The 17,349-nt window shown below is 32.5% G+C and carries 18 protein-coding genes; 5 read left to right on the forward strand and 13 right to left on the reverse strand.

Going from position 1 to position 17,349, the window contains the following annotated elements:
* The first annotated feature begins 170 nt into the window (after nucleotides 1-170).
* Entirely contained in the window at nucleotides 171-1,940 is a 1,770-nt protein-coding gene (locus RLT85_RS09875) for an aminopeptidase P family protein (RefSeq protein ID WP_311401872.1), read from the forward strand.
* A 70-nt stretch (nucleotides 1,941-2,010) separates the two neighbouring features.
* Here the strand turns inward: RLT85_RS09875 and dsdA are convergent, their stop codons facing one another.
* The gene (gene dsdA, locus RLT85_RS09880; protein WP_311401873.1) at nucleotides 2,011-3,342 is read right to left on the reverse strand and encodes a D-serine ammonia-lyase; all 1,332 of its coding nucleotides are present in this window, start codon (nucleotides 3,340-3,342) and stop codon (nucleotides 2,011-2,013) included.
* Between the two features lie 313 nt (nucleotides 3,343-3,655).
* Complete coding sequence (locus RLT85_RS09885; protein ID WP_375712349.1) at nucleotides 3,656-4,606, reverse strand: DUF2914 domain-containing protein; 951 nt, start codon at nucleotides 4,604-4,606, stop codon at nucleotides 3,656-3,658.
* 422 nt (nucleotides 4,607-5,028) lie between these two features.
* Here RLT85_RS09885 and RLT85_RS09890 point away from each other — a divergent pair, with 422 nt between their 5' ends.
* A complete protein-coding gene (locus tag RLT85_RS09890; RefSeq protein WP_311401875.1) occupies nucleotides 5,029-5,184 on the forward strand; it encodes a DUF1328 domain-containing protein in 156 nt (51 codons plus the stop codon).
* 435 nt (nucleotides 5,185-5,619) lie between these two features.
* Here the strand turns inward: RLT85_RS09890 and RLT85_RS09895 are convergent, their stop codons facing one another.
* The 11 genes from RLT85_RS09895 to hutI form a co-directional block, all read right to left on the reverse strand.
* On the reverse strand, nucleotides 5,620-5,994 hold the full coding sequence (locus tag RLT85_RS09895) for a GreA/GreB family elongation factor (protein ID WP_311401876.1): 375 nt from the start codon (nucleotides 5,992-5,994) through the stop codon (nucleotides 5,620-5,622).
* A gap of 523 nt (nucleotides 5,995-6,517) precedes the next feature.
* A complete protein-coding gene (locus RLT85_RS09900; RefSeq protein WP_311401877.1) occupies nucleotides 6,518-7,006 on the reverse strand; it encodes a hypothetical protein in 489 nt (162 codons plus the stop codon).
* Between the two features lie 245 nt (nucleotides 7,007-7,251).
* Nucleotides 7,252-7,482 (reverse strand): hypothetical protein, encoded by a 231-nt coding sequence (locus RLT85_RS09905; RefSeq protein WP_311401878.1) that lies wholly within the window; start codon nucleotides 7,480-7,482, stop codon nucleotides 7,252-7,254.
* 69 nt (nucleotides 7,483-7,551) lie between these two features.
* Nucleotides 7,552-8,247 carry a hypothetical protein gene (locus tag RLT85_RS09910; protein WP_311401879.1) on the reverse strand — a complete coding sequence of 232 codons (696 nt, stop codon included), beginning with the start codon at nucleotides 8,245-8,247 and terminating at the stop codon, nucleotides 7,552-7,554.
* A 170-nt stretch (nucleotides 8,248-8,417) separates the two neighbouring features.
* Nucleotides 8,418-8,972 carry a hypothetical protein gene (locus tag RLT85_RS09915; protein WP_311401880.1) on the reverse strand — a complete coding sequence of 185 codons (555 nt, stop codon included), beginning with the start codon at nucleotides 8,970-8,972 and terminating at the stop codon, nucleotides 8,418-8,420.
* Between the two features lie 1,098 nt (nucleotides 8,973-10,070).
* On the reverse strand, nucleotides 10,071-10,346 hold the full coding sequence (locus RLT85_RS09920; protein WP_311401881.1) for a Bor family protein: 276 nt from the start codon (nucleotides 10,344-10,346) through the stop codon (nucleotides 10,071-10,073).
* A 283-nt stretch (nucleotides 10,347-10,629) separates the two neighbouring features.
* The gene (locus tag RLT85_RS09925) at nucleotides 10,630-11,268 is read right to left on the reverse strand and encodes a tetratricopeptide repeat protein (protein WP_311401882.1); all 639 of its coding nucleotides are present in this window, start codon (nucleotides 11,266-11,268) and stop codon (nucleotides 10,630-10,632) included.
* A 213-nt stretch (nucleotides 11,269-11,481) separates the two neighbouring features.
* A complete protein-coding gene (locus RLT85_RS09930; protein WP_311401883.1) occupies nucleotides 11,482-12,057 on the reverse strand; it encodes a lipocalin family protein in 576 nt (191 codons plus the stop codon).
* 468 nt (nucleotides 12,058-12,525) lie between these two features.
* Nucleotides 12,526-13,329, reverse strand: a complete 804-nt coding sequence (locus RLT85_RS09935; protein ID WP_311401884.1) for an MBL fold metallo-hydrolase — start codon at nucleotides 13,327-13,329, stop codon at nucleotides 12,526-12,528.
* 14 nt (nucleotides 13,330-13,343) lie between these two features.
* A complete protein-coding gene (locus RLT85_RS09940; RefSeq protein ID WP_311401885.1) occupies nucleotides 13,344-14,321 on the reverse strand; it encodes a formimidoylglutamase in 978 nt (325 codons plus the stop codon).
* A 7-nt stretch (nucleotides 14,322-14,328) separates the two neighbouring features.
* A complete protein-coding gene (gene hutI, locus RLT85_RS09945; protein WP_311401886.1) occupies nucleotides 14,329-15,567 on the reverse strand; it encodes an imidazolonepropionase in 1,239 nt (412 codons plus the stop codon).
* Nucleotides 15,568-15,789: 222 nt separating this feature from the next.
* Between hutI and RLT85_RS09950 the strand changes: the two genes are divergently transcribed.
* The 3 genes from RLT85_RS09950 (at nucleotide 15,790) to RLT85_RS09960 (ending at nucleotide 17,265) form a co-directional block, all read left to right on the forward strand.
* Nucleotides 15,790-16,428, forward strand: coding sequence for a peroxiredoxin (locus tag RLT85_RS09950; RefSeq protein WP_311401887.1), 639 nt, complete (start codon nucleotides 15,790-15,792; stop codon nucleotides 16,426-16,428).
* 293 nt (nucleotides 16,429-16,721) lie between these two features.
* Nucleotides 16,722-17,036, forward strand: a complete 315-nt coding sequence (locus RLT85_RS09955) for a thioredoxin family protein (RefSeq protein WP_311401888.1) — start codon at nucleotides 16,722-16,724, stop codon at nucleotides 17,034-17,036.
* On the forward strand, nucleotides 17,017-17,265 hold the full coding sequence (locus tag RLT85_RS09960) for a DUF6952 family protein (protein ID WP_311401889.1): 249 nt from the start codon (nucleotides 17,017-17,019) through the stop codon (nucleotides 17,263-17,265). Before RLT85_RS09955 ends, RLT85_RS09960 begins: the two co-directional genes overlap by 20 nt.
* The last annotated feature ends 84 nt before the right edge of the window (nucleotides 17,266-17,349 follow it).

Consider the following 17,349-nt stretch of genomic DNA (forward strand, 5'->3'; position numbering starts at 1 on the left):
AGAAAAAAATACCTTCTTATAAAGTCCTAAAAAGTCGCTTCGGAAAGTTATTCAAAAATAATAGTCTTAATGCTATACTGGGATAGGACTACTAAAAACGTGTTAAAGCGCATTTATCTTTTTCAGTAGCCTTGACTTTCTGTAACTTTCGGATTTTAAAATAAGTATTTATGACAGCCAAAGAAAAAGTAGCTTCTTTAAGAGAAGAAATGAAGAAAAATAATATTGATGCCTTTATCGTATATTCTGCAGATCCGCATATGGGAGAATACCTTCCAGCCGAATGGCAGGAAAGAACTTGGCTTTCTGGATTTACTGGTTCTGCGGGATTTGTTGTGATTACAGCAAATAAAGCAGGTCTTTGGACAGATGGGCGTTATTTTACCCAAGGTCCCAAAGAATTACAAGGATCTGGGATTGATTTATTTAAAGACGGGGTGGAAGGAACACCGCAGTATATCGATTGGATTATTTCTGAAACTTCAGCAAATGCCACAGTTGCCGTTAATGGTTTGGCTACTTCCCACGCCAATTGGCAGGCTTTGCATAAAAAGTTGTCTGAAAATAAGCGTAACCTTAAGGATTTACCATTACTGAATAATGTATGGACCAAGCGTCCAGCACCAAGTACCAATGCTGTTTTTGTGCAACCTATGGAGCGCGCGGGCCAACCCGTAACCGAAAAAATTGCAGCTATTCGTGAAAAAATGAAACAAGAGGGAGCTACAGCACACGTTCTTTCTAGCTTAGATGATGTGGCTTGGACACTTAATCTACGCGGAAGTGATGTAAAATGCAATCCCGTATTTTTAAGCTATGTTTTATTAACGATGGATGAGTGTTTTCTTTTTGTAGATACTAGTAAATTAGATGAGGAGGCTCAACATCTCATGAAAAAATCTGGAGTAGAGCTAAAATCTTATGAAAACTTTTTTGATTATTTATCGAGCTTAAAAGATGAACGTATTTTAATTGCACCTAACTCTAATCAATCTGTTTTTGAAGCGGTTAAGGAAGAGAATACCATTATCGAAAAGCCTGTACCTGGACATTTGATGAAAGCTATAAAGAACAAAACCGAGCAAGAAGGTTTTGAAAAAGTAATGGTGCGCGATGGAGTAGCGATGGTAAAATTTCTTCACTGGTTAACGCATACTGTGGGGAATGAAGAATTGGATGAATATAGCATCGGTAAAAAGTTACATGGGTTTAGAGCAGAAGGAGAGAACTTTATTGGCTCTAGTTTTGATAGTATAGTGGGGTATAAAGGCAACGGAGCCATTATTCATTATTCAGCTAAAGCAGAAGGAAGTTCTAAAGTAACCAATAATGGCAGTATTTTGGTAGATTCTGGCGGTCAATATTTAGAAGGAACTACAGATATTACGCGAACATTTCCGTTAGGTGATGTTTCAGAAGAATTTATGGAAGATGCCACAAAAGCGCTTCAAGGTTTAATACAACTGTCGCTAGCAAAATTCCCTAAAGGAACCGCAGGAGTACAGCTTGATGCATTAGCAAGAATGCCATTGTGGAAAGAAGGAAAAGATTACAATCATGGTACTGGCCACGGTGTAGGTAGTTTTTTAAACGTACACGAAGGTCCGCAGAGTATTCGTAAAGATCTTAATCCTGTAGAGTTACAAGAAGGAATGGTGCTTTCTAATGAGCCTGGTTATTATGTAGAAGGTAAATATGGTATTCGTCACGAGAATCTAATCTTGATTAACACTTGGAAGAAAACTGAATGGAATACGTTTTACGAATTTGAAACTTTGACTTTGTGTCCATTTTTCAAAAGTATTATGGAAAAATCTATGCTTTCTCAAGAAGAGATTGATTGGATCAATACGTATCACCAAATGGTTGAGGAAAAATTAACTCCGCATTTAGATGGAGAAGTAAAAGAGTGGTTTAAAGAAATGGTGTCGCCATTGTAGTAAAAAATCATTTTAAGCCACAAGGTAAATACCCCGAGTTTCTGTCTCGGGGTAATTTTTTGAAACTTTATTAACTCATTGCAACTTGTGCACAGCCTCTTTCATAAAAGAGTTCTCTTTCATATTTAGGAACAAGAAGACCTCCTGTAGCCCAAGCAACATGTGTTGCATTCTTCATATTGAGTTGATGCGTTTTTGCATAACCTGATTTTTGCACGAGTTGAGGTCCTATTAAGCCAGCAGTCGCTGAAGGTTCCAGAAAGATACCTTCGGAATCTTTTAATTGCGTTAAAAGTTTAAAAAGATGCTCATCTTCTATCGTAAAAATACCACTGACTAATTGCTTACTAATTTCTGTCGCAAAATTAGAAGGTCTTCCCACGGCTAATCCATCGGCTTCTGTTTTATTATCCAGTCCAATATCTTGAACGCTAATCTTACTCATTTCACCCGTCACCAATCCTGTTAATACAGCAGGACAATGTGTAGGCTCTACAAAAAAGCAGTGAACGTGATCTCCATAAATTTGTTTTAAACCAAAAGCCGTTCCACCTGGAGAACCACCAACGCCGAAAGGAGAATACACAAATAGAGGGTGGTCTGCATCTACCTTAATATCTTGTGCTTTTAGTTGCTCTGCGATGCGAAGTGCTCCAACGGTATAGCCTAGGAATAAATCTTGAGAATCTTCATCGTCTACAAAATAAGCATTGGGATCTGTTTTGGTAGCTTCTCTTCCTGCATTAATAGCTTTGCTAAAGTCACCTTCAAATTCTACAACGCTAACTCCTTTTTCACGTAATAAATCTTTTTTCCATTTTTTAGCATCAGAAGAAACGTAGACGGTAACTTTAAACCCTAACTTCGCACTAATAATCCCTATGCTAAGCCCTAAATTTCCTGTTGATCCCACGCCAATCTTATACCTACTGAAAAATTCTTTAAACTTAGCGGAAGTTAAGATACTATAATCGTCTTCTTTCTTCAATAAGCCTGCTTTGAGCGCTAATTTTTCGGCATATTTCATAATTTCAAAAAATCCACCTCGTGCTTTAATCGAGCCAGAAATTGGAAGTTTATTATCACATTTCAGAAATAAATTTCCTTCAATTTCCTCGTTATTCCTATTTAATACCGATTTCATCTTCGGAATTTCTCGCAATGGAGATTCTAAAACGCCCAAACTTTTCTTGGTTTCTGGAAAAGCTTTAACAAAGAAAGGAGCAAAACGCTTCCAAAGCAATTCAGCTTCTTTCATAGTTTCCATATGCATAGAAAATTCAGAAACATTTTCTATAGATTTAGCTTCAGGATTTAACCAAGCAACAGGTTTTGTACGTATAATATCTTTCAGAATTGGAGCTTCTGCAACCAACGAATCTATTTTAGTTTTTGAATACATATAATTGATATTTATTCGGTATAAATTATATTATTTAGAATGATTAAAAATAAATAATTAAATCTGATTTGCCTTAATTATGAAGTTAATTTTTAATTTATAGTATTTAGCCTAGATGGTTTTTTAAGGAGAAGAAATTAGTATCCTTATAGAAGAGATAAAAAGCTCTTCAACATGTTTCGACGAGTTTAACTTCTCACTAGGGAGTAAATAATCGGATTTGGAATTGAATCAACTCATTCACAAAAATCAGAATTGAAATTGAATTGTACTGCAATGAATTTATAAAGTACGAGCTCTAAAAATCAAAACTCTAAAACTTTCGTTTAATCATTCTTTTAGGTTGTAGATTAGAGTTTTGTATAATTTCAAAATCAATAACGCCTAATATTAAACCTTCTTTGGTGGTGACATCTACCTGCCATAAACCTGGTTTAATATTTTCTTTGTAGGTATATCCTCGAAAACCATTATCACGTCCACCGGTGATTTTATAACTAATTGTATCAACAATATCCCATTGATCTGTGTTTTTATTTAAATATTTCCAACGATGAAAAATGGATTTTTTAATTTCTGTGGGAGCAAAAATAGAAGCAAAAACAAAAACTTTTTCTCCAGGACGATGTATAAATTTTAGTCGGTGATCCCTCCAAAACACATACCAGTCATCCCGTTCATAAGAAACTATGTAAGAATTGTTTTTCTTTTGAACGTGGTGCGCCACCATCCCAGATTCTAGAGCTAAGGGCACAGGTGGAATGAGATTGGTATAGTAAAAAATATTAATGGTTACGTACATTGCCAAAATAATGCTAATAAGTTTTTTAAGACTGATTTCTGCGCGCGTGCTTGGGCTTTTTTTGTAAATAATACTTATTAGTAGGAGCGTTAAGAATAGACTAACAAGCCCTGAAATAATAAAAATAGGCGTATTCATTTTCTTGATGAATACAGGAATCATAAAGGTGAAGAATGTAAAACTTAGAAAATAATAAACACTAAACTGCAAATATTTATTAGAAATTCTTTTTTTAAGCATTTCGTTAGCCAAGAGTAAGGCTAAAAGAATAACAAAGAAGGTGATGGTTTTGGACATGGAAACACTTCGTGAAAAGTAGATCACGTATGCACTGGAAAGTCCACCAAAGAAAAATTGAATGGCCAAAGGAAAATAAATTTGATATTTCTCTAGAAAAGTATTTTTCCATTTTCCATCATCCATCAAATTGTAAAGATAGAGCGTAATCGATAAAAGACTCATATGTATGCTTAAAACAGACAAATCATACACGCGGTCAATGCGACCCAGAGTTAAGGAATCAAAAATAAATCCGCATATAAAAAATAGAATAGGGAGATACTTTCCATGCCTTTGTATAAAGCTTCGAAAACGGCTATTTCTATATCTTTTTAAGATTCTATTCATTATGTTAGAAGAGCACAAAAGTATGAATAAAATGAGAAGTGTTTGAGAGAGAAACTCAATTTAATTTGAAACACCACTAAAAATAACTCAATTGCGTAGAAGTTTAATTCAATAGATTAAATAATGATTTCAAATCAGAATTTTCTTTTTAAAGTCGTAGAAATTAATTAATTATGTCACGAATATATTAATTTGATTTAAAAAAAAATCAAATACATTTTTAATCTTTAACTAACAAATCTTTTTATTATGCTTAAATGGTCATAATTTTACTCGTTATTGCAGTAGTTGCAGCAATTTTTGGATTCGGCGGTATTGCTGATGGAGCTGCGGAAATCGCAAAAATCCTATTTTATATTTTTATAGTACTTTTTGTACTTTCCTTATTATTTGGTAAGAAAATTTTTAAATAGGTAATACAAGTTTTTTATTAAAAGATTCCATTTTGAAAGATGGAATTTTTTTTTAAATCGCATATCAAGAATTGGAAATAAGCACAAAAGTACTATGACATTAGATAGCGCAAAAGTTTAAAGTAAAAATACCCTTTACAAGACTGAATAACTCACAGGATAAAAACACTGTAGAAAATTAAATGGGCTTTCTCAGAAGTTTCTTGAAAACAAAAACACATATAAACAATTGAAGCCAAATACAGTAGGAATACATTGCTTCAATAGAAAACTAAGATCAATTTGGCCAAATACACTTATAAATTGAACATTTTCTATTTTAAGATGAAAGTGAGCTCATCTTTTTCATAGTCTGCAATTATTTTAGTAGCACTATAAAAATTAAAAAGAGCCTTTGCAAATTATACGAAGGCTCTTTTCTCATATTTCTAAAAATTAAATAGTTTCAACATTTAAAATTTCTAGTTTTCTCTCTCCATCTTTAAAGGGCCAATCTACGACGTCGCCTACCTGTCTGCCAATTGTGGCAACACCCACATCGCATAAAATGGACAACTTTCCTTTTTTATTATTTGTTTTGGAGGTTGACACAAACATATATTCTTTTTCTTTGTTTTCTGTATGATCTTTAATTTTCACACGTCGGTTAACCGTCACAATATCATCTGGTAAATCTCTTCTTAGTACTTGTTTAGCATTTTTTAATTCTAAAGATAACAGATCTTCTTCTTGTTGAGTTACTTTCTTTCTTCGGATATGATCTTTCACCATATCATATATACCGGTTGTTAAAATTACATTTTTTGACATAATATTTTTTTTGAATTTTCTTCTTAGAAGTATGTAATTGTGACTCAATCACTCAAGATAATACGCAGCATATTGCGCTCTTTTTTTTGAGTGTTTAAAGCAGTGTTAAGAAGAAAAAGATTAAAAAGATTAAAGTTTTGAGAATGCAAATAGAGTAGCCCTGTTTTGAGTCGCAACAGGGATTAATTAATAAACTCTTTCGAATTTTTTAAAAAAATATCGTCAAGTAAGTAGGATAATGACAAAGCTAATCCTAAGGGATATTTTTTGGTATATTGAAAGTAAGCTGTTGCCATTTGAAATCACATTAACGAGTTACAAAGTTAGCCATTATATTTAATCTTTACAATGTAATAATCAATAGAGTATATTAAAGAAACAATTGTTTATTGGTTATTCTTCTTGATATTATTTTTAGCGAAAATTTGGAGTTTTAGCTACTATAGGATGTAATGATTTGCATAAGAAAAGATGAAGCTGTTTTAAATATACACTGTTTTAAAGCGTTTTTATACGTTAACTATTAAACTTTTTCTGGAAAATAATCTGTCAATTCATTAAAAATATCTGAGTGTGAACGTATCTCGATTCTTTCATTATTTATAGTTTTAATGATGAAATTTATTTTGTGTATACTTTTCATACCGTGAACAATATTTAGAGTACCACCAAATTTTTTAATCTCATCATATTTTAATTCCATATTTCTTGTCAATGATGTCATAGAAATTCCGTCAGATTTTAATTCTAATTCAGCTTTTTCATATTTCCTCAAACCTTTTAGCCAGCTGCCAAATATTACTAGGAATGATGAGCAAGATAAAACAATGTAAATATTGCGATTTACCACTTCGAGTAAATATATTGTGGCGATTTCAAAAGGAAGATATTTTGCAGGAAGTAAACATAATCCAAATATAAACAAGAACAAAAATCCGAAACTTACAATTTCAGCACCTATGTTACTTATCTTTCTCTTTTTGGCGAATTCTATTTCAAATGTAACTTTCAAATGTTTTATAATGGTCTTATGTATGAAATTTTGCGTGTTAATCAACGCTGAATTTTCGGATTAACGTAAATTCGAATTTGTTATTTTTGTGTTTATTTTTATCAATTTACTCTAAATTATGAAAATACCATCCATATTTTTATTGATTTGACGCTTTCTCTGCTTCTATATCGCGATTTAACTTATTGCCATTCGCCAACCACTTCAAGCTCGCCAATAATATTACCCTTTATAGTTTTACCATGCTAACTCATTTTGTAGTCCATTGTATAGATAGTTTCATTCTTTTGCACATTCACGATTACTTCATTAAATTCACTGGAATATAATCCGTTAGAGGTAAAAAAGCTTCCATTATCGTTAGTTTCAATAGATCCATCATGAACTACACGATTGGTATCTGCAATATCAAAGGCTACATATTTCTCGTTAATATCTCTATTTAATTTATTTTTTAAAGAGTCCGAGTTATACATCTAGTTTTCTCATGTCGTAATTTTTTGTTGAGAACTGTTGTAAATGAAATTAAAACGAGATTTTTTAGTTTATGAGAGATCTTGTACTAGTTGAAGTTCTCCAGTATAGGTTCCATTAATAGTTCCATAATCAATAGTTTCAAATGTATAATTTAGTGTATATATGGCATTAGATACTTCTATGATAATAGTTCCAGAAATAATCTGATCTTCACTTATAGAATTAGAATTTGTCACACAATTATCAATCACGACCATATTTGTTGATATATTCGTTTCATTTAGCGATGGTTGAAATGTATTTAGCTCGTATTCATATGTACCTGATTCTAATTCTGAAACAGAGGTTGAACGGAGATTGAAAACTACTCCCTGAGTTAGGTCGCTAGAGAAATCACAACCTTGACCGTAAAATTCATTGTTTAGGAAGCTGCCATTTAATAGATAGATGGCGTGCACACTATTATTGGTTCCATCGAAATCAGAAATCATATATCCGATTGGCGTGGAATAGTCCGTATTTCCTATGGTGAAATTAGAATTATCCTCTTCGTCATCATTTCCATTATTGTCTTGCCCGTCACCATCGTTATTCCCATCGCCATCTTGATTATCGCCACTATCGTTATCTTGGTCATTTGAATTGTCATCTGTAGGATTTTCAGTTACTGCTTCTAGTTCACCTTCTACTGGTTCACTTTCACAACTGGATAATGTAAAAATTAAAAGTAGAATGGATAAGATTGTAAGTTTGCTAATGTTCATATTTTTATTGTTTTAATGAATTTGTTTATGGCTCGTGATATGCAAATTATAATAGTCAGTGATTTTGAGAAAATGGCTATACAACTGGATCAAGTATTGATTACTCTATACGCTTGTGGCGATAGCAACCGATTAATTTTTATTGTGTTATGATGAGTACCGTTCATTTGTTATAATTTATATGTCATCAATTTACCGTTTCCAAAACTTGCTATTTTACCAGTACCTTTCTCGTAATAATTCAAATATTCTGTTAATTTGTTTTCGTCACGATTAGATATTTGGGTTGCTCTCATTACTAAAAGTCCGCTATATTTTTTGGTTGGCGTTTCTAAATTGGCATTTAAATCCACGATTTCGTATTTCCAAGAATTATCACTATTGCGCCAGCTAAAACCAACTTTAGGTTCCTTGGGCATTATCATATTCTCAGTACCAGATTTCTTGTCAAAATACATCACATTTCCATTTTCTAATCGATACAAAGTTTTGGTCGTTTTACCAGAAGAATTTTTAATTTGTCTAACGGAATAAGTGTTTCCATTCTTTGACTGAATTTGATCTAAGTCTTTGTGAAAAACAAAGGTATCAGAATCAGCATATTTAAACGTTGCATCTATACCTGAAATTGGATAATAGGACTCAACATCACTATTTTTGATTGATAGGGTAGCCCCACAACCAATTAAAATAAATGGAATTATTAAGGTAAGTATTTTTCTCATAAATTGATTAATAGTATTTGATTCAGCGAAAACTTCCGCCTAAAGTTAAGTCAGAATTTTTGTATTTTGTTTTTAGAGTAGAGGTGTAACTCATTAAGGTCTAAAATTATAATTGACATTAAGAATAAATTTTTAAGATCATCTTATTTTTTACACAACTATGCATTGTTATTATACTATCTAAATTGCCATTATCGGAATAGTATACTTTTGATTTTTCAAAATGTCTTACACTCATTTGGTAATTATAAGTTTTGATGTATGCATCCAATCTATTATTATTTTATACATATTTTATGGTGTCTACTGTTAGATCATTAGAGATGTTGAAAGTAATTTTTTCGATCATTTTTTTATCACTATTGAGTGTAATAACCTTATTATTTTCAGGAACACTATTAAGTCCCCCAAAAGGAATTATTTTCTTAATTAGATAAACTTTATTATCGACATATGTCAAATCGGTATATAATGAGTCAAATAATCTTCCTACCATCTCATTACCAATTTTTTTTATTATTCGATTAGACTCATCATACCTAAATTTCACTAAATTATCACTTCTTGGATGCAGACTTAATATTGACTAGTATTGACCATATATTCCTATATAACTATTAATTTTAAAATTAGTATCATCTTCAAATTGACTTTCTAAATCATTTTTACTGCAACCTATGTTAGATAATAAGGTAGCTAATACTATACATAAGAAATAATTATTATTTTTCATTTTTTCCAAACTTTTATTTAGTGTATGAATTGTAAAAAATTTCAGTTAAAAGTTCAATTTAATACTATTGTGCCTGTTTCTATATATACTGTTGAAAACAATACTCTTATAATTCCCTTTTAGGTTCCTTTTTATGTTTTCTTGTCAGAATTACAATTGTTCCGAAGATTAAGATTAAAATTATTTTACCTACTAAATAACCATATCCATATTTGGTAAGTCGGTTGAAGTCGTATACCAAAATGGTTAATATGTTGAGAAGTAAAATAATTGATATTCCTAAGAATATAAAAAAAAGCACTTTTTTCATAAGATTGTAAAAAAAAGAGAGTTCGTTACTAGTAATAAACTCTCTCTTTTCGATGCTATTTGGTTACCGTTGTAGTTGATGGTGCATATAACCCAAAAGTTAGTGAAGAAACTAAGCCGTTCACAAAAGATTGTCTTGTATGAACTGTATAGTTTTCTGCTCCATCAGCCATTTGTTTTGAGTCAGAAACTCCAACAGGTGCTAGTCCAAAAATCACATAGTGATTCCATTTTGTTGTTTTTTCGTTTCCTTGAGCTCCTTCTCCTACAACACTTGTGTAAGAATAACAAGAAGTGAATAGCATGGATGCAGCAAATAAGACTGTCATCATTTTCATTGTTCTTTTAATCATTTGTTTAAATTTAAGGTTACTATTTATTTATAATACTCATTTTGAGTTCGTTCAGTAATATTTATAATGTCAGTTTATTTATGGTTTGTAGTGTTCAAATTAGCTATTACTTTTCTACTGAGCACTAGCCGAGTTTTTAATTTTCTTATTACCTTTTTTTATCAATAAGTCAAATTAAAAAATTTGGCGATTTTCCAAAAACCTTTAACTTTTTAAATCAACAAAATGGTTATTAGGTACATAAGTTGTTGAGCATAGTTTTCTAATCGTTACAATATTTAATTAATTCCAAAATATCAGTTTTATATTTTGGATATTTTTCTAATATTTTTAATTCTATTGCTTTCTCTGTATCAGAACAGGCTTTCTCTTTTAATTTGGTCGCTTTGTAAATAAGTGCTCTGGTTTTAAATGAAATTGAGTTATTTGGCTCTTTTTCAATTGACTTGTTAACATCCGATAGAGCTTTTCCGTATTCTTTTGTCAAATAATAAACTTGACTTCTATGTTCGTAGGAAAAAGCATTTGGATTTACAGTTAGTTCAGCCGTAAAATCTGCAATAGCTTTTTCGTATTGTTCTAAATTTCGATATGCAAAACCACGATTGGTTCGTGCTGTGTGCATACTCGGCTTTAAGGCTATAGCTTTTGTAAAGTCAGGAATACATTCTTCGTATCTTAAATCCATTTCTCGAACGTATCCACGTTGAAAATATAAATCAGAATTATTTGGATATAAAGTTATCAATCTATTGAGCTTTTGTTCCGCTTGTTCCCATTGCTCATTTTTAATCAACTCTTTTGCCTCTGCAAGGATTTCCTTCGGTTTTGTTGCAGTTTGCTTTTTTGCTCCACATCCAAAAAATATAATTGAAATTAGAATTATTAATATATTTCTCATTTTTTTAATTTGTGCCGGTGTGTTTGTATATGGCTCTTAGCGTGCATATTAGCAATTATTATCGGATCAACTACAAGCTAAATCTTTTGTATTTTGAAACACTTTTTAATTTTTAGTAGCCAAATCAATAGATTTGGTGCTTAACCGAATATTATAAATTTTCGGTTTAGTACAGACCCAGCTATTTACTATTTAGGTGATTACAAACAGTTTCTATATTCTTTCATATGATAAAATTGTTAATTCGTTGGTATCTGGATCGTTTGTTTCCAATACCATATCAGTTTCTGTAAGAGTTGTTATTTCCATAACAAAATCTTCAACATCAGTTTGAATAGTTAAAATTATTCCATTTAAATTATATGGATCAGTTAAGGAGTCTAATTGCTCACAATTATTTCCATAATATTCATTTTCTGTTATTGATGTTTCTGTAATATTCATTGTAACAGGGCACATAATGCTATTAGGATCCCCATTTTTAGCGATTAAATTCCAATTACCAAGAATTGTAACGCTTGGTTCATCATCATCACCATTTCCATCATCTTGGTCATTTCCACCATTATCGCCATTTCCATCATCATCACCATTTCCTTCACCATTTCCATCATCATCGACATTTCCTTCATCATTATCATCGCCATCGTTACCTTGGTCATCAGGATTATCATCTGTAGGATTTTCTATTTCAGATTGAAATTCGCTCTCTAATGGTTCGTTCTCACAGCTTGATAATGTGAATATTAATAGAAAAATTGATAAAATTGTAAGTTTGCTAATTTTCATTTTTTTGTTTTAATTTTGGATAACCTGTCATATCAACACAAACATACACGTTTAACGTTAAAATTTTAACAAAATTAAAATAATTTTTGCGAGTATAACAGATTTCGTTAGATAACTGAAGACATTATCTAACCAACTTTTGTTCTTCGGAAAAAATAAAAAAAAATGCCTCCTAATAAGGAAGCATTTTTTGAATTTAGAACTCTTTTTTCAAAAACCCATTAGCATTCAGCTAGATATAATGTAAAGCTGATGAACGCTTTAAATGTACGAAATCTAACAAGGATTAAAATGGATAACTTTTTTGAAAATCATTTTATCAAGAGCAATAGAAAATTTTTATATTGAAACACTAGGGTTTATACATTAGTTAAAATTTAGTCTTTGCTCTTGTTTCTTTGCTCTTGTTTCTTTGCTTTTGTTTCTTGGCTCTTGTTTCTTTGCTCTTGTTTCTTTAAACCAAAATAACTACTCCATTTTTTTCTTTTTAGGTTCGTCTTTATACCAAGTCAACAATTCCACTTTTGTGTTGGGGCGGTTGGTTTTAATAATATTCGCAAATTTTCTTACATCGGCATACCCGTCATCACCTCTATAATGATAAGGATAAACCACTTCTGGTTCAAAGTCTAAGACCGCATCGGCAGCGGTAGAAACAGGCATGGTGTAAGGTAAATTCATACATACAAAAGCTTTGGTGATTCCTTTTAGATTTCTCATTTCAGGAATATCTTCTGTATCTCCAGAGATATAGATTCGTTCCTCTTCCCAAGAGACTACATAGCCGTTTCCTCTTCCTTTAGGATGATATTCTAAGGCTTCTTTACGTGTATTATACATAGGAATGGCCTCAACAAGCAACCCATCTATCTTTTTTTCATCCCCATTTTCCATCATAATGGTATTGGGATGAATCTTTTCGGGTAATTGATCTGCAACCGCCTTGGGCGCTATGATTTTTACCCCTTCAGCAAAAATGTATTTTATCATTTTCATGTCAAAATGATCTCCGTGAATATCGGTAATCAAAATATGTGTAGGAGCTTGGTGACCTTGATAATCCTTTTTTTCGCCTGTAGGATCAATATAGAGTACAAAATCTCCCATACTTAAAATCATCGAGGCATGTTCAATAGGTGTAATTTTCACTTCGTCCTTTTCCTCTTTTTCTTCGGGAACAGGATCGCTAATGTCCATTTTTTTGTTGGGTTCATTTTTACAACTCAACAAAGTAATTAGCGTACAAGCTAATAAGAGACGTATGTTTTTCATGGGTGTTTTATTTTTTAGTTGGTTTCGGGTCTAATAAAATCAGATACAAAATAGGATAAAGCTTTCGCTATCATCGGATTTTTACTCGCATCTGCTTCGCAAATATGCAAATAATATACCTGTTGCTTTTTTGCTAAATTGATAAAACTTCTAATTTCATTGATTGAAAATCCTGAAGGTGTCATCGCGCTGCTATTAAAATCCTGAATCGCGTCACAATCTAATTCTAAAGCAAATTTATCTCTTACGAAGTTGATCGCTTTCTTAAATCTGATTAATTTATCTATGGTAGTAAGATGCAAATACTCTTCAAATAAGCTGTAACTAATCGTTTTATCCTCGTTCATCATATCAAAAATATAACGCGGAGTATAGTTTTGATGAATTCCCACCAGCGCATAATGATTTAGAAAACCTTCTTTTTTAGCATAACTAAAACCATTTCCGCTGTGACGGAAATTTGTAGTTCGCAAATCGGTATGTGCATCAATATTTAGCACGTCAATTGGCTTTTCCAAGGCTTTAGAGCAGCCTTTTATATTGCCATAGCTGTTGTTGTGACCTCCACCAATAATGATAGGCACTTTTTGTAAAGAAACAATTTTTTGCACCACTTCACTTAGCATATCGTCAATTTCAGGTAGCATCTCACCAAGGAGTTTTGGATCTTCTACGTGCTCTGCTTTTTGTTGAAGCTCTTCGGTTTTAATATTTCCTAAAACCACGCAATTGTTTGCGTTATAGGAATTATGCTGAATGTTTAAAAAAGCTTTTAAAAACGGCTCCCAAGTACTCGAAGCTCCAGGTTTTCCCTGATTTGCTCGTATTCCAATATCTTCAGGCACTCCAAAAATTACGTATTTGGCAGCGGTATGCTCTAATTCTTCAAACGAAGAAATGTAATTGATACTTTCTCCCAATTTGGTTTCGCCTTCTCTGGAATTGATATACGCTTTCGCGGAATTTTCAGTAAGAAAATTAAAAAAAATCATAGTTAAATTAGTTAATAGGTTTTCCTTCTAAAAATATAGTTTCTATATGATTGCTACCAAAAGAGTAGGGTAAAAATCCGTAAGAAGGAATGGGTTTAGTTAGTATTAAATTGGCTTTTTTTCCTTTGGTAATTGAGCCGTGGGTTTTAGAAATGCCCATTGCATACGCGGCATTAATGGTTGCAGCGTTAATCGCTTCTTCTGGCGTCATTCCCATTTTAATACAGGCTAAGGAAACCACAAGATTCATATTTCCGCTAGGCGTACTTCCTGGATTATAGTCGGTAGCCAGCGCTAACGGCAATCCTGCGTCAATGATATCCCGAGCCGGAGTGTAAGGAATACTTAAAAATAAAGAGCAGGAGGGGAGCGCTACCGGCATGGTATCACTATCTTTTAAAACTTCAATGTCTTCTAAAGTCATCACTTCTAAATGATCAACGCTTAACGCGGAATTCTCCACGCCAGCTTTAATCCCGCCAATAGAATTAAACTGATTCACATGAATTTTTGCGGGCAAATTGTACTTTTTACCAGCTGCCATAATACGTACCGTATCTTCAACAGTAAAATAACCTTTCTCACAAAAGACATCCACATAATCTGCCAGTTGCTCTTCGGCAATTTTAGGAATCATCACATTTACTATTTCGTCGATGTATTCTGCTCTTCGGTCTTTATATTCTTTAGGTAAGGCGTGCGCTCCCAAAAAGGTCGCTTTAATACGAATAGGGAAATTCTCCTTCAGACGTTTAATCACCCGAAGCATTTTTAATTCCGCGTCAAGCGTTAATCCGTAACCAGATTTAATCTCGATCGCACCCGTACCTAATTGCATCACTTCTTTTAATCTCGTTAAGGTTTGTTGGTAAAGACTTTCTTCATCGGTTTCTTGTAATTTCTGAGCGCTGTTTACAATTCCGCCGCCTTTATTGGCAATTTCTTCGTAGGTTAAGCCGTGAATGCGATCTACAAATTCTTGCTCTCGGTTTCCCGCATATACCAAATGCGTGTGAGAATCTACCCAGCTAGGTAAAATTATTTTTCCAGTAGCATCGATGGTAGAATCGGCTTTTATGGCAGGAAGCGAATCCATCGTTCCAAAATCTTCAATAAGATCGTCGTGAAGCAAAAGCCAGGCATTTCTAATGCTTGGTAAATCTTTCATTTCTTCGCCTTGTAATTTATCTATGGAGGTGTCTCTTACCTGCAGGAGTTCTTTGATGTTGGTAATAAGTGTTTTCATAAAGATAAAGATATAAAAAGCCACGAAATAACGGCTTAAAATGTGGCGCATTATTAATAAAATGCGTGTAAATAATATAAATTTATAGATAAAACCTATTACAATAGAGGATATCTATTTTACTATAAAAAATTATAAGAAAACTTTAGGTAAATACTAGATATAAGCCTGTATTTTTGTATCAGAATCAGAAACAAATTAGTAATCTAAAAATTATAAAATATGTCTATTGTAGGTAAAAAATTTCCAGATTTAAAAGTAAACGCTATGAATGAAATGGGCGATACTTTTCAGATTAATGTGTTAGAAGAAGCACAAAAAAACAACAAGAAAGTAGTTCTTTTTTGGTACCCAAAAGACTTTACATACGTTTGTCCAACAGAATTGCTTGCTTTTCAAGAAGCTTTACCAGAATTCGAAAAGAAAAATACGATTGTCATTGGAGCATCTTGTGATACAGCAGAAGTTCACTTTGCGTGGTTAAATACTTCTCAAGATAATGGAGGAATTGAAGGTGTATCTTATCCAATCTTAGCAGATTCTAACAGAAACTTAAGTTCTCGTTTAGGGATTTTAGATATTGAGAATGAGCAGTACGACGAAGAGTCTGGTGCAATCACCGTAGATGGAGATAATGTAACGTACAGAGCGACTTACTTAATCGATGAAGAAGGAACGGTATTTCACGAAGGTATTAACCATATGCCATTAGGAAGAAATGTGAAAGAATATTTAAGAATGATTGATGCATATACCCACATCCAGAAAAACGGAGAAGTTTGTCCTGCAAACTGGGAAGAAGGGAAAGATGCAATGAAAGCAGATAGAGACGGAGTAGCTTCGTATTTATCTAAAAAATAATTCTAATTTTTCCTTTACGGACGTGTTAGAAGAAGTTACCAACCTGGTAGGTTTTACTTGCCAGGTTACTATAAAAAAAAAGGCTCTAGTTTAGCAGTGCGTTAATCATATTTTTATTTGTCATTCAGAGCGCAGCTTGCGGAGTGAAGAATCTCTATTTAAAAGAAAAGATTCCTCCTACGTCGGAATGGCAACTGTTACAGCTTTATTAAACTACAGTCAAAAAAGAATAATTTAAATGTTTGGGAGTAGATCCTGAAGGTTTAGCCCTTAACTAGGGAAATAAAATTGCTATGGTAAAAGAGTTAGAAAAAGATAATTTAAGCGAGATCGTTTCAGATCACGATACAGTTGTAGTACAATTTATGGCTGGATGGTGTGGAAACTGTCGCTTGATGAAACCAAAATTTAAAAAATTAGCTTCAGAAAATGAAAATGCACATTTCATATTAGTAGATGCAGAGAAATTTCCAGAATCAAGAAAATTAGCGAAAGTGGATAATTTACCAACCTTTGCTACGTATAAAGGAGGTTCTTTTGTCAACCAAGTGCAAACGAATAAATTAGAATCATTAAAACAAATTGTAGATGAAGTTACCAGTAATTAGACACCTGCAGAAAAATAATGAACAACAGAAACTAGAACATACCTTAGAAGTTCTAGAATCTTTTACAGAACACCGTTCGGTGACTGAAAATGATATGGATGTTATTGGAGAATTAATCACCAATATTTGTGGCGCTATTGAAGTACACGAAATGGTGGATGGAGGAATGGCAGAAAAAGATGCCGCCAATAGCTTTGCAAAAAAAGTGATGGGTTCTATCGATAGATAAAATTCTTAAAAATAAAATCCAGATAATGGGTTTAAATTGAAGAAAGGCTACTGTTTAGTAGCCTTTTTTTATAAATTAAAAATA

It is taken from the genome of Mesonia ostreae (genome assembly GCF_031845265.1).
GTDB classification, from domain to species: Bacteria; Bacteroidota; Bacteroidia; order Flavobacteriales; family Flavobacteriaceae; genus Mesonia; species Mesonia ostreae.

Excerpts from the sequence above, each read along its gene's own strand:
- RLT85_RS09875 (WP_311401872.1), top strand. The coding sequence starts at position 171 with ATGACAGCCAAAGAAAAAGTAGCTTCTTTAAGAGAAGAAATGAAGAAA.
- dsdA (WP_311401873.1), bottom strand. The coding sequence starts at position 3,342 with ATGTATTCAAAAACTAAAATAGATTCGTTGGTTGCAGAAGCTCCAATT.
- RLT85_RS09885 (WP_375712349.1), bottom strand. The coding sequence starts at position 4,606 with ATGAGTCTTTTATCGATTACGCTCTATCTTTACAATTTGATGGATGAT.
- RLT85_RS09890 (WP_311401875.1), top strand. The coding sequence starts at position 5,029 with ATGGTCATAATTTTACTCGTTATTGCAGTAGTTGCAGCAATTTTTGGA.
- RLT85_RS09895 (WP_311401876.1), bottom strand. The coding sequence starts at position 5,994 with ATGTCAAAAAATGTAATTTTAACAACCGGTATATATGATATGGTGAAA.
- RLT85_RS09905 (WP_311401878.1), bottom strand. The coding sequence starts at position 7,482 with ATGTATAACTCGGACTCTTTAAAAAATAAATTAAATAGAGATATTAAC.
- RLT85_RS09910 (WP_311401879.1), bottom strand. The coding sequence starts at position 8,247 with ATGAACATTAGCAAACTTACAATCTTATCCATTCTACTTTTAATTTTT.
- RLT85_RS09915 (WP_311401880.1), bottom strand. The coding sequence starts at position 8,972 with ATGAGAAAAATACTTACCTTAATAATTCCATTTATTTTAATTGGTTGT.
- RLT85_RS09920 (WP_311401881.1), bottom strand. The coding sequence starts at position 10,346 with ATGATGACAGTCTTATTTGCTGCATCCATGCTATTCACTTCTTGTTAT.
- RLT85_RS09925 (WP_311401882.1), bottom strand. The coding sequence starts at position 11,268 with ATGAGAAATATATTAATAATTCTAATTTCAATTATATTTTTTGGATGT.
- RLT85_RS09930 (WP_311401883.1), bottom strand. The coding sequence starts at position 12,057 with ATGAAAATTAGCAAACTTACAATTTTATCAATTTTTCTATTAATATTC.
- RLT85_RS09935 (WP_311401884.1), bottom strand. The coding sequence starts at position 13,329 with ATGAAAAACATACGTCTCTTATTAGCTTGTACGCTAATTACTTTGTTG.
- RLT85_RS09940 (WP_311401885.1), bottom strand. The coding sequence starts at position 14,321 with ATGATTTTTTTTAATTTTCTTACTGAAAATTCCGCGAAAGCGTATATC.
- hutI (WP_311401886.1), bottom strand. The coding sequence starts at position 15,567 with ATGAAAACACTTATTACCAACATCAAAGAACTCCTGCAGGTAAGAGAC.
- RLT85_RS09950 (WP_311401887.1), top strand. The coding sequence starts at position 15,790 with ATGTCTATTGTAGGTAAAAAATTTCCAGATTTAAAAGTAAACGCTATG.
- RLT85_RS09955 (WP_311401888.1), top strand. The coding sequence starts at position 16,722 with ATGGTAAAAGAGTTAGAAAAAGATAATTTAAGCGAGATCGTTTCAGAT.
- RLT85_RS09960 (WP_311401889.1), top strand. The coding sequence starts at position 17,017 with ATGAAGTTACCAGTAATTAGACACCTGCAGAAAAATAATGAACAACAG.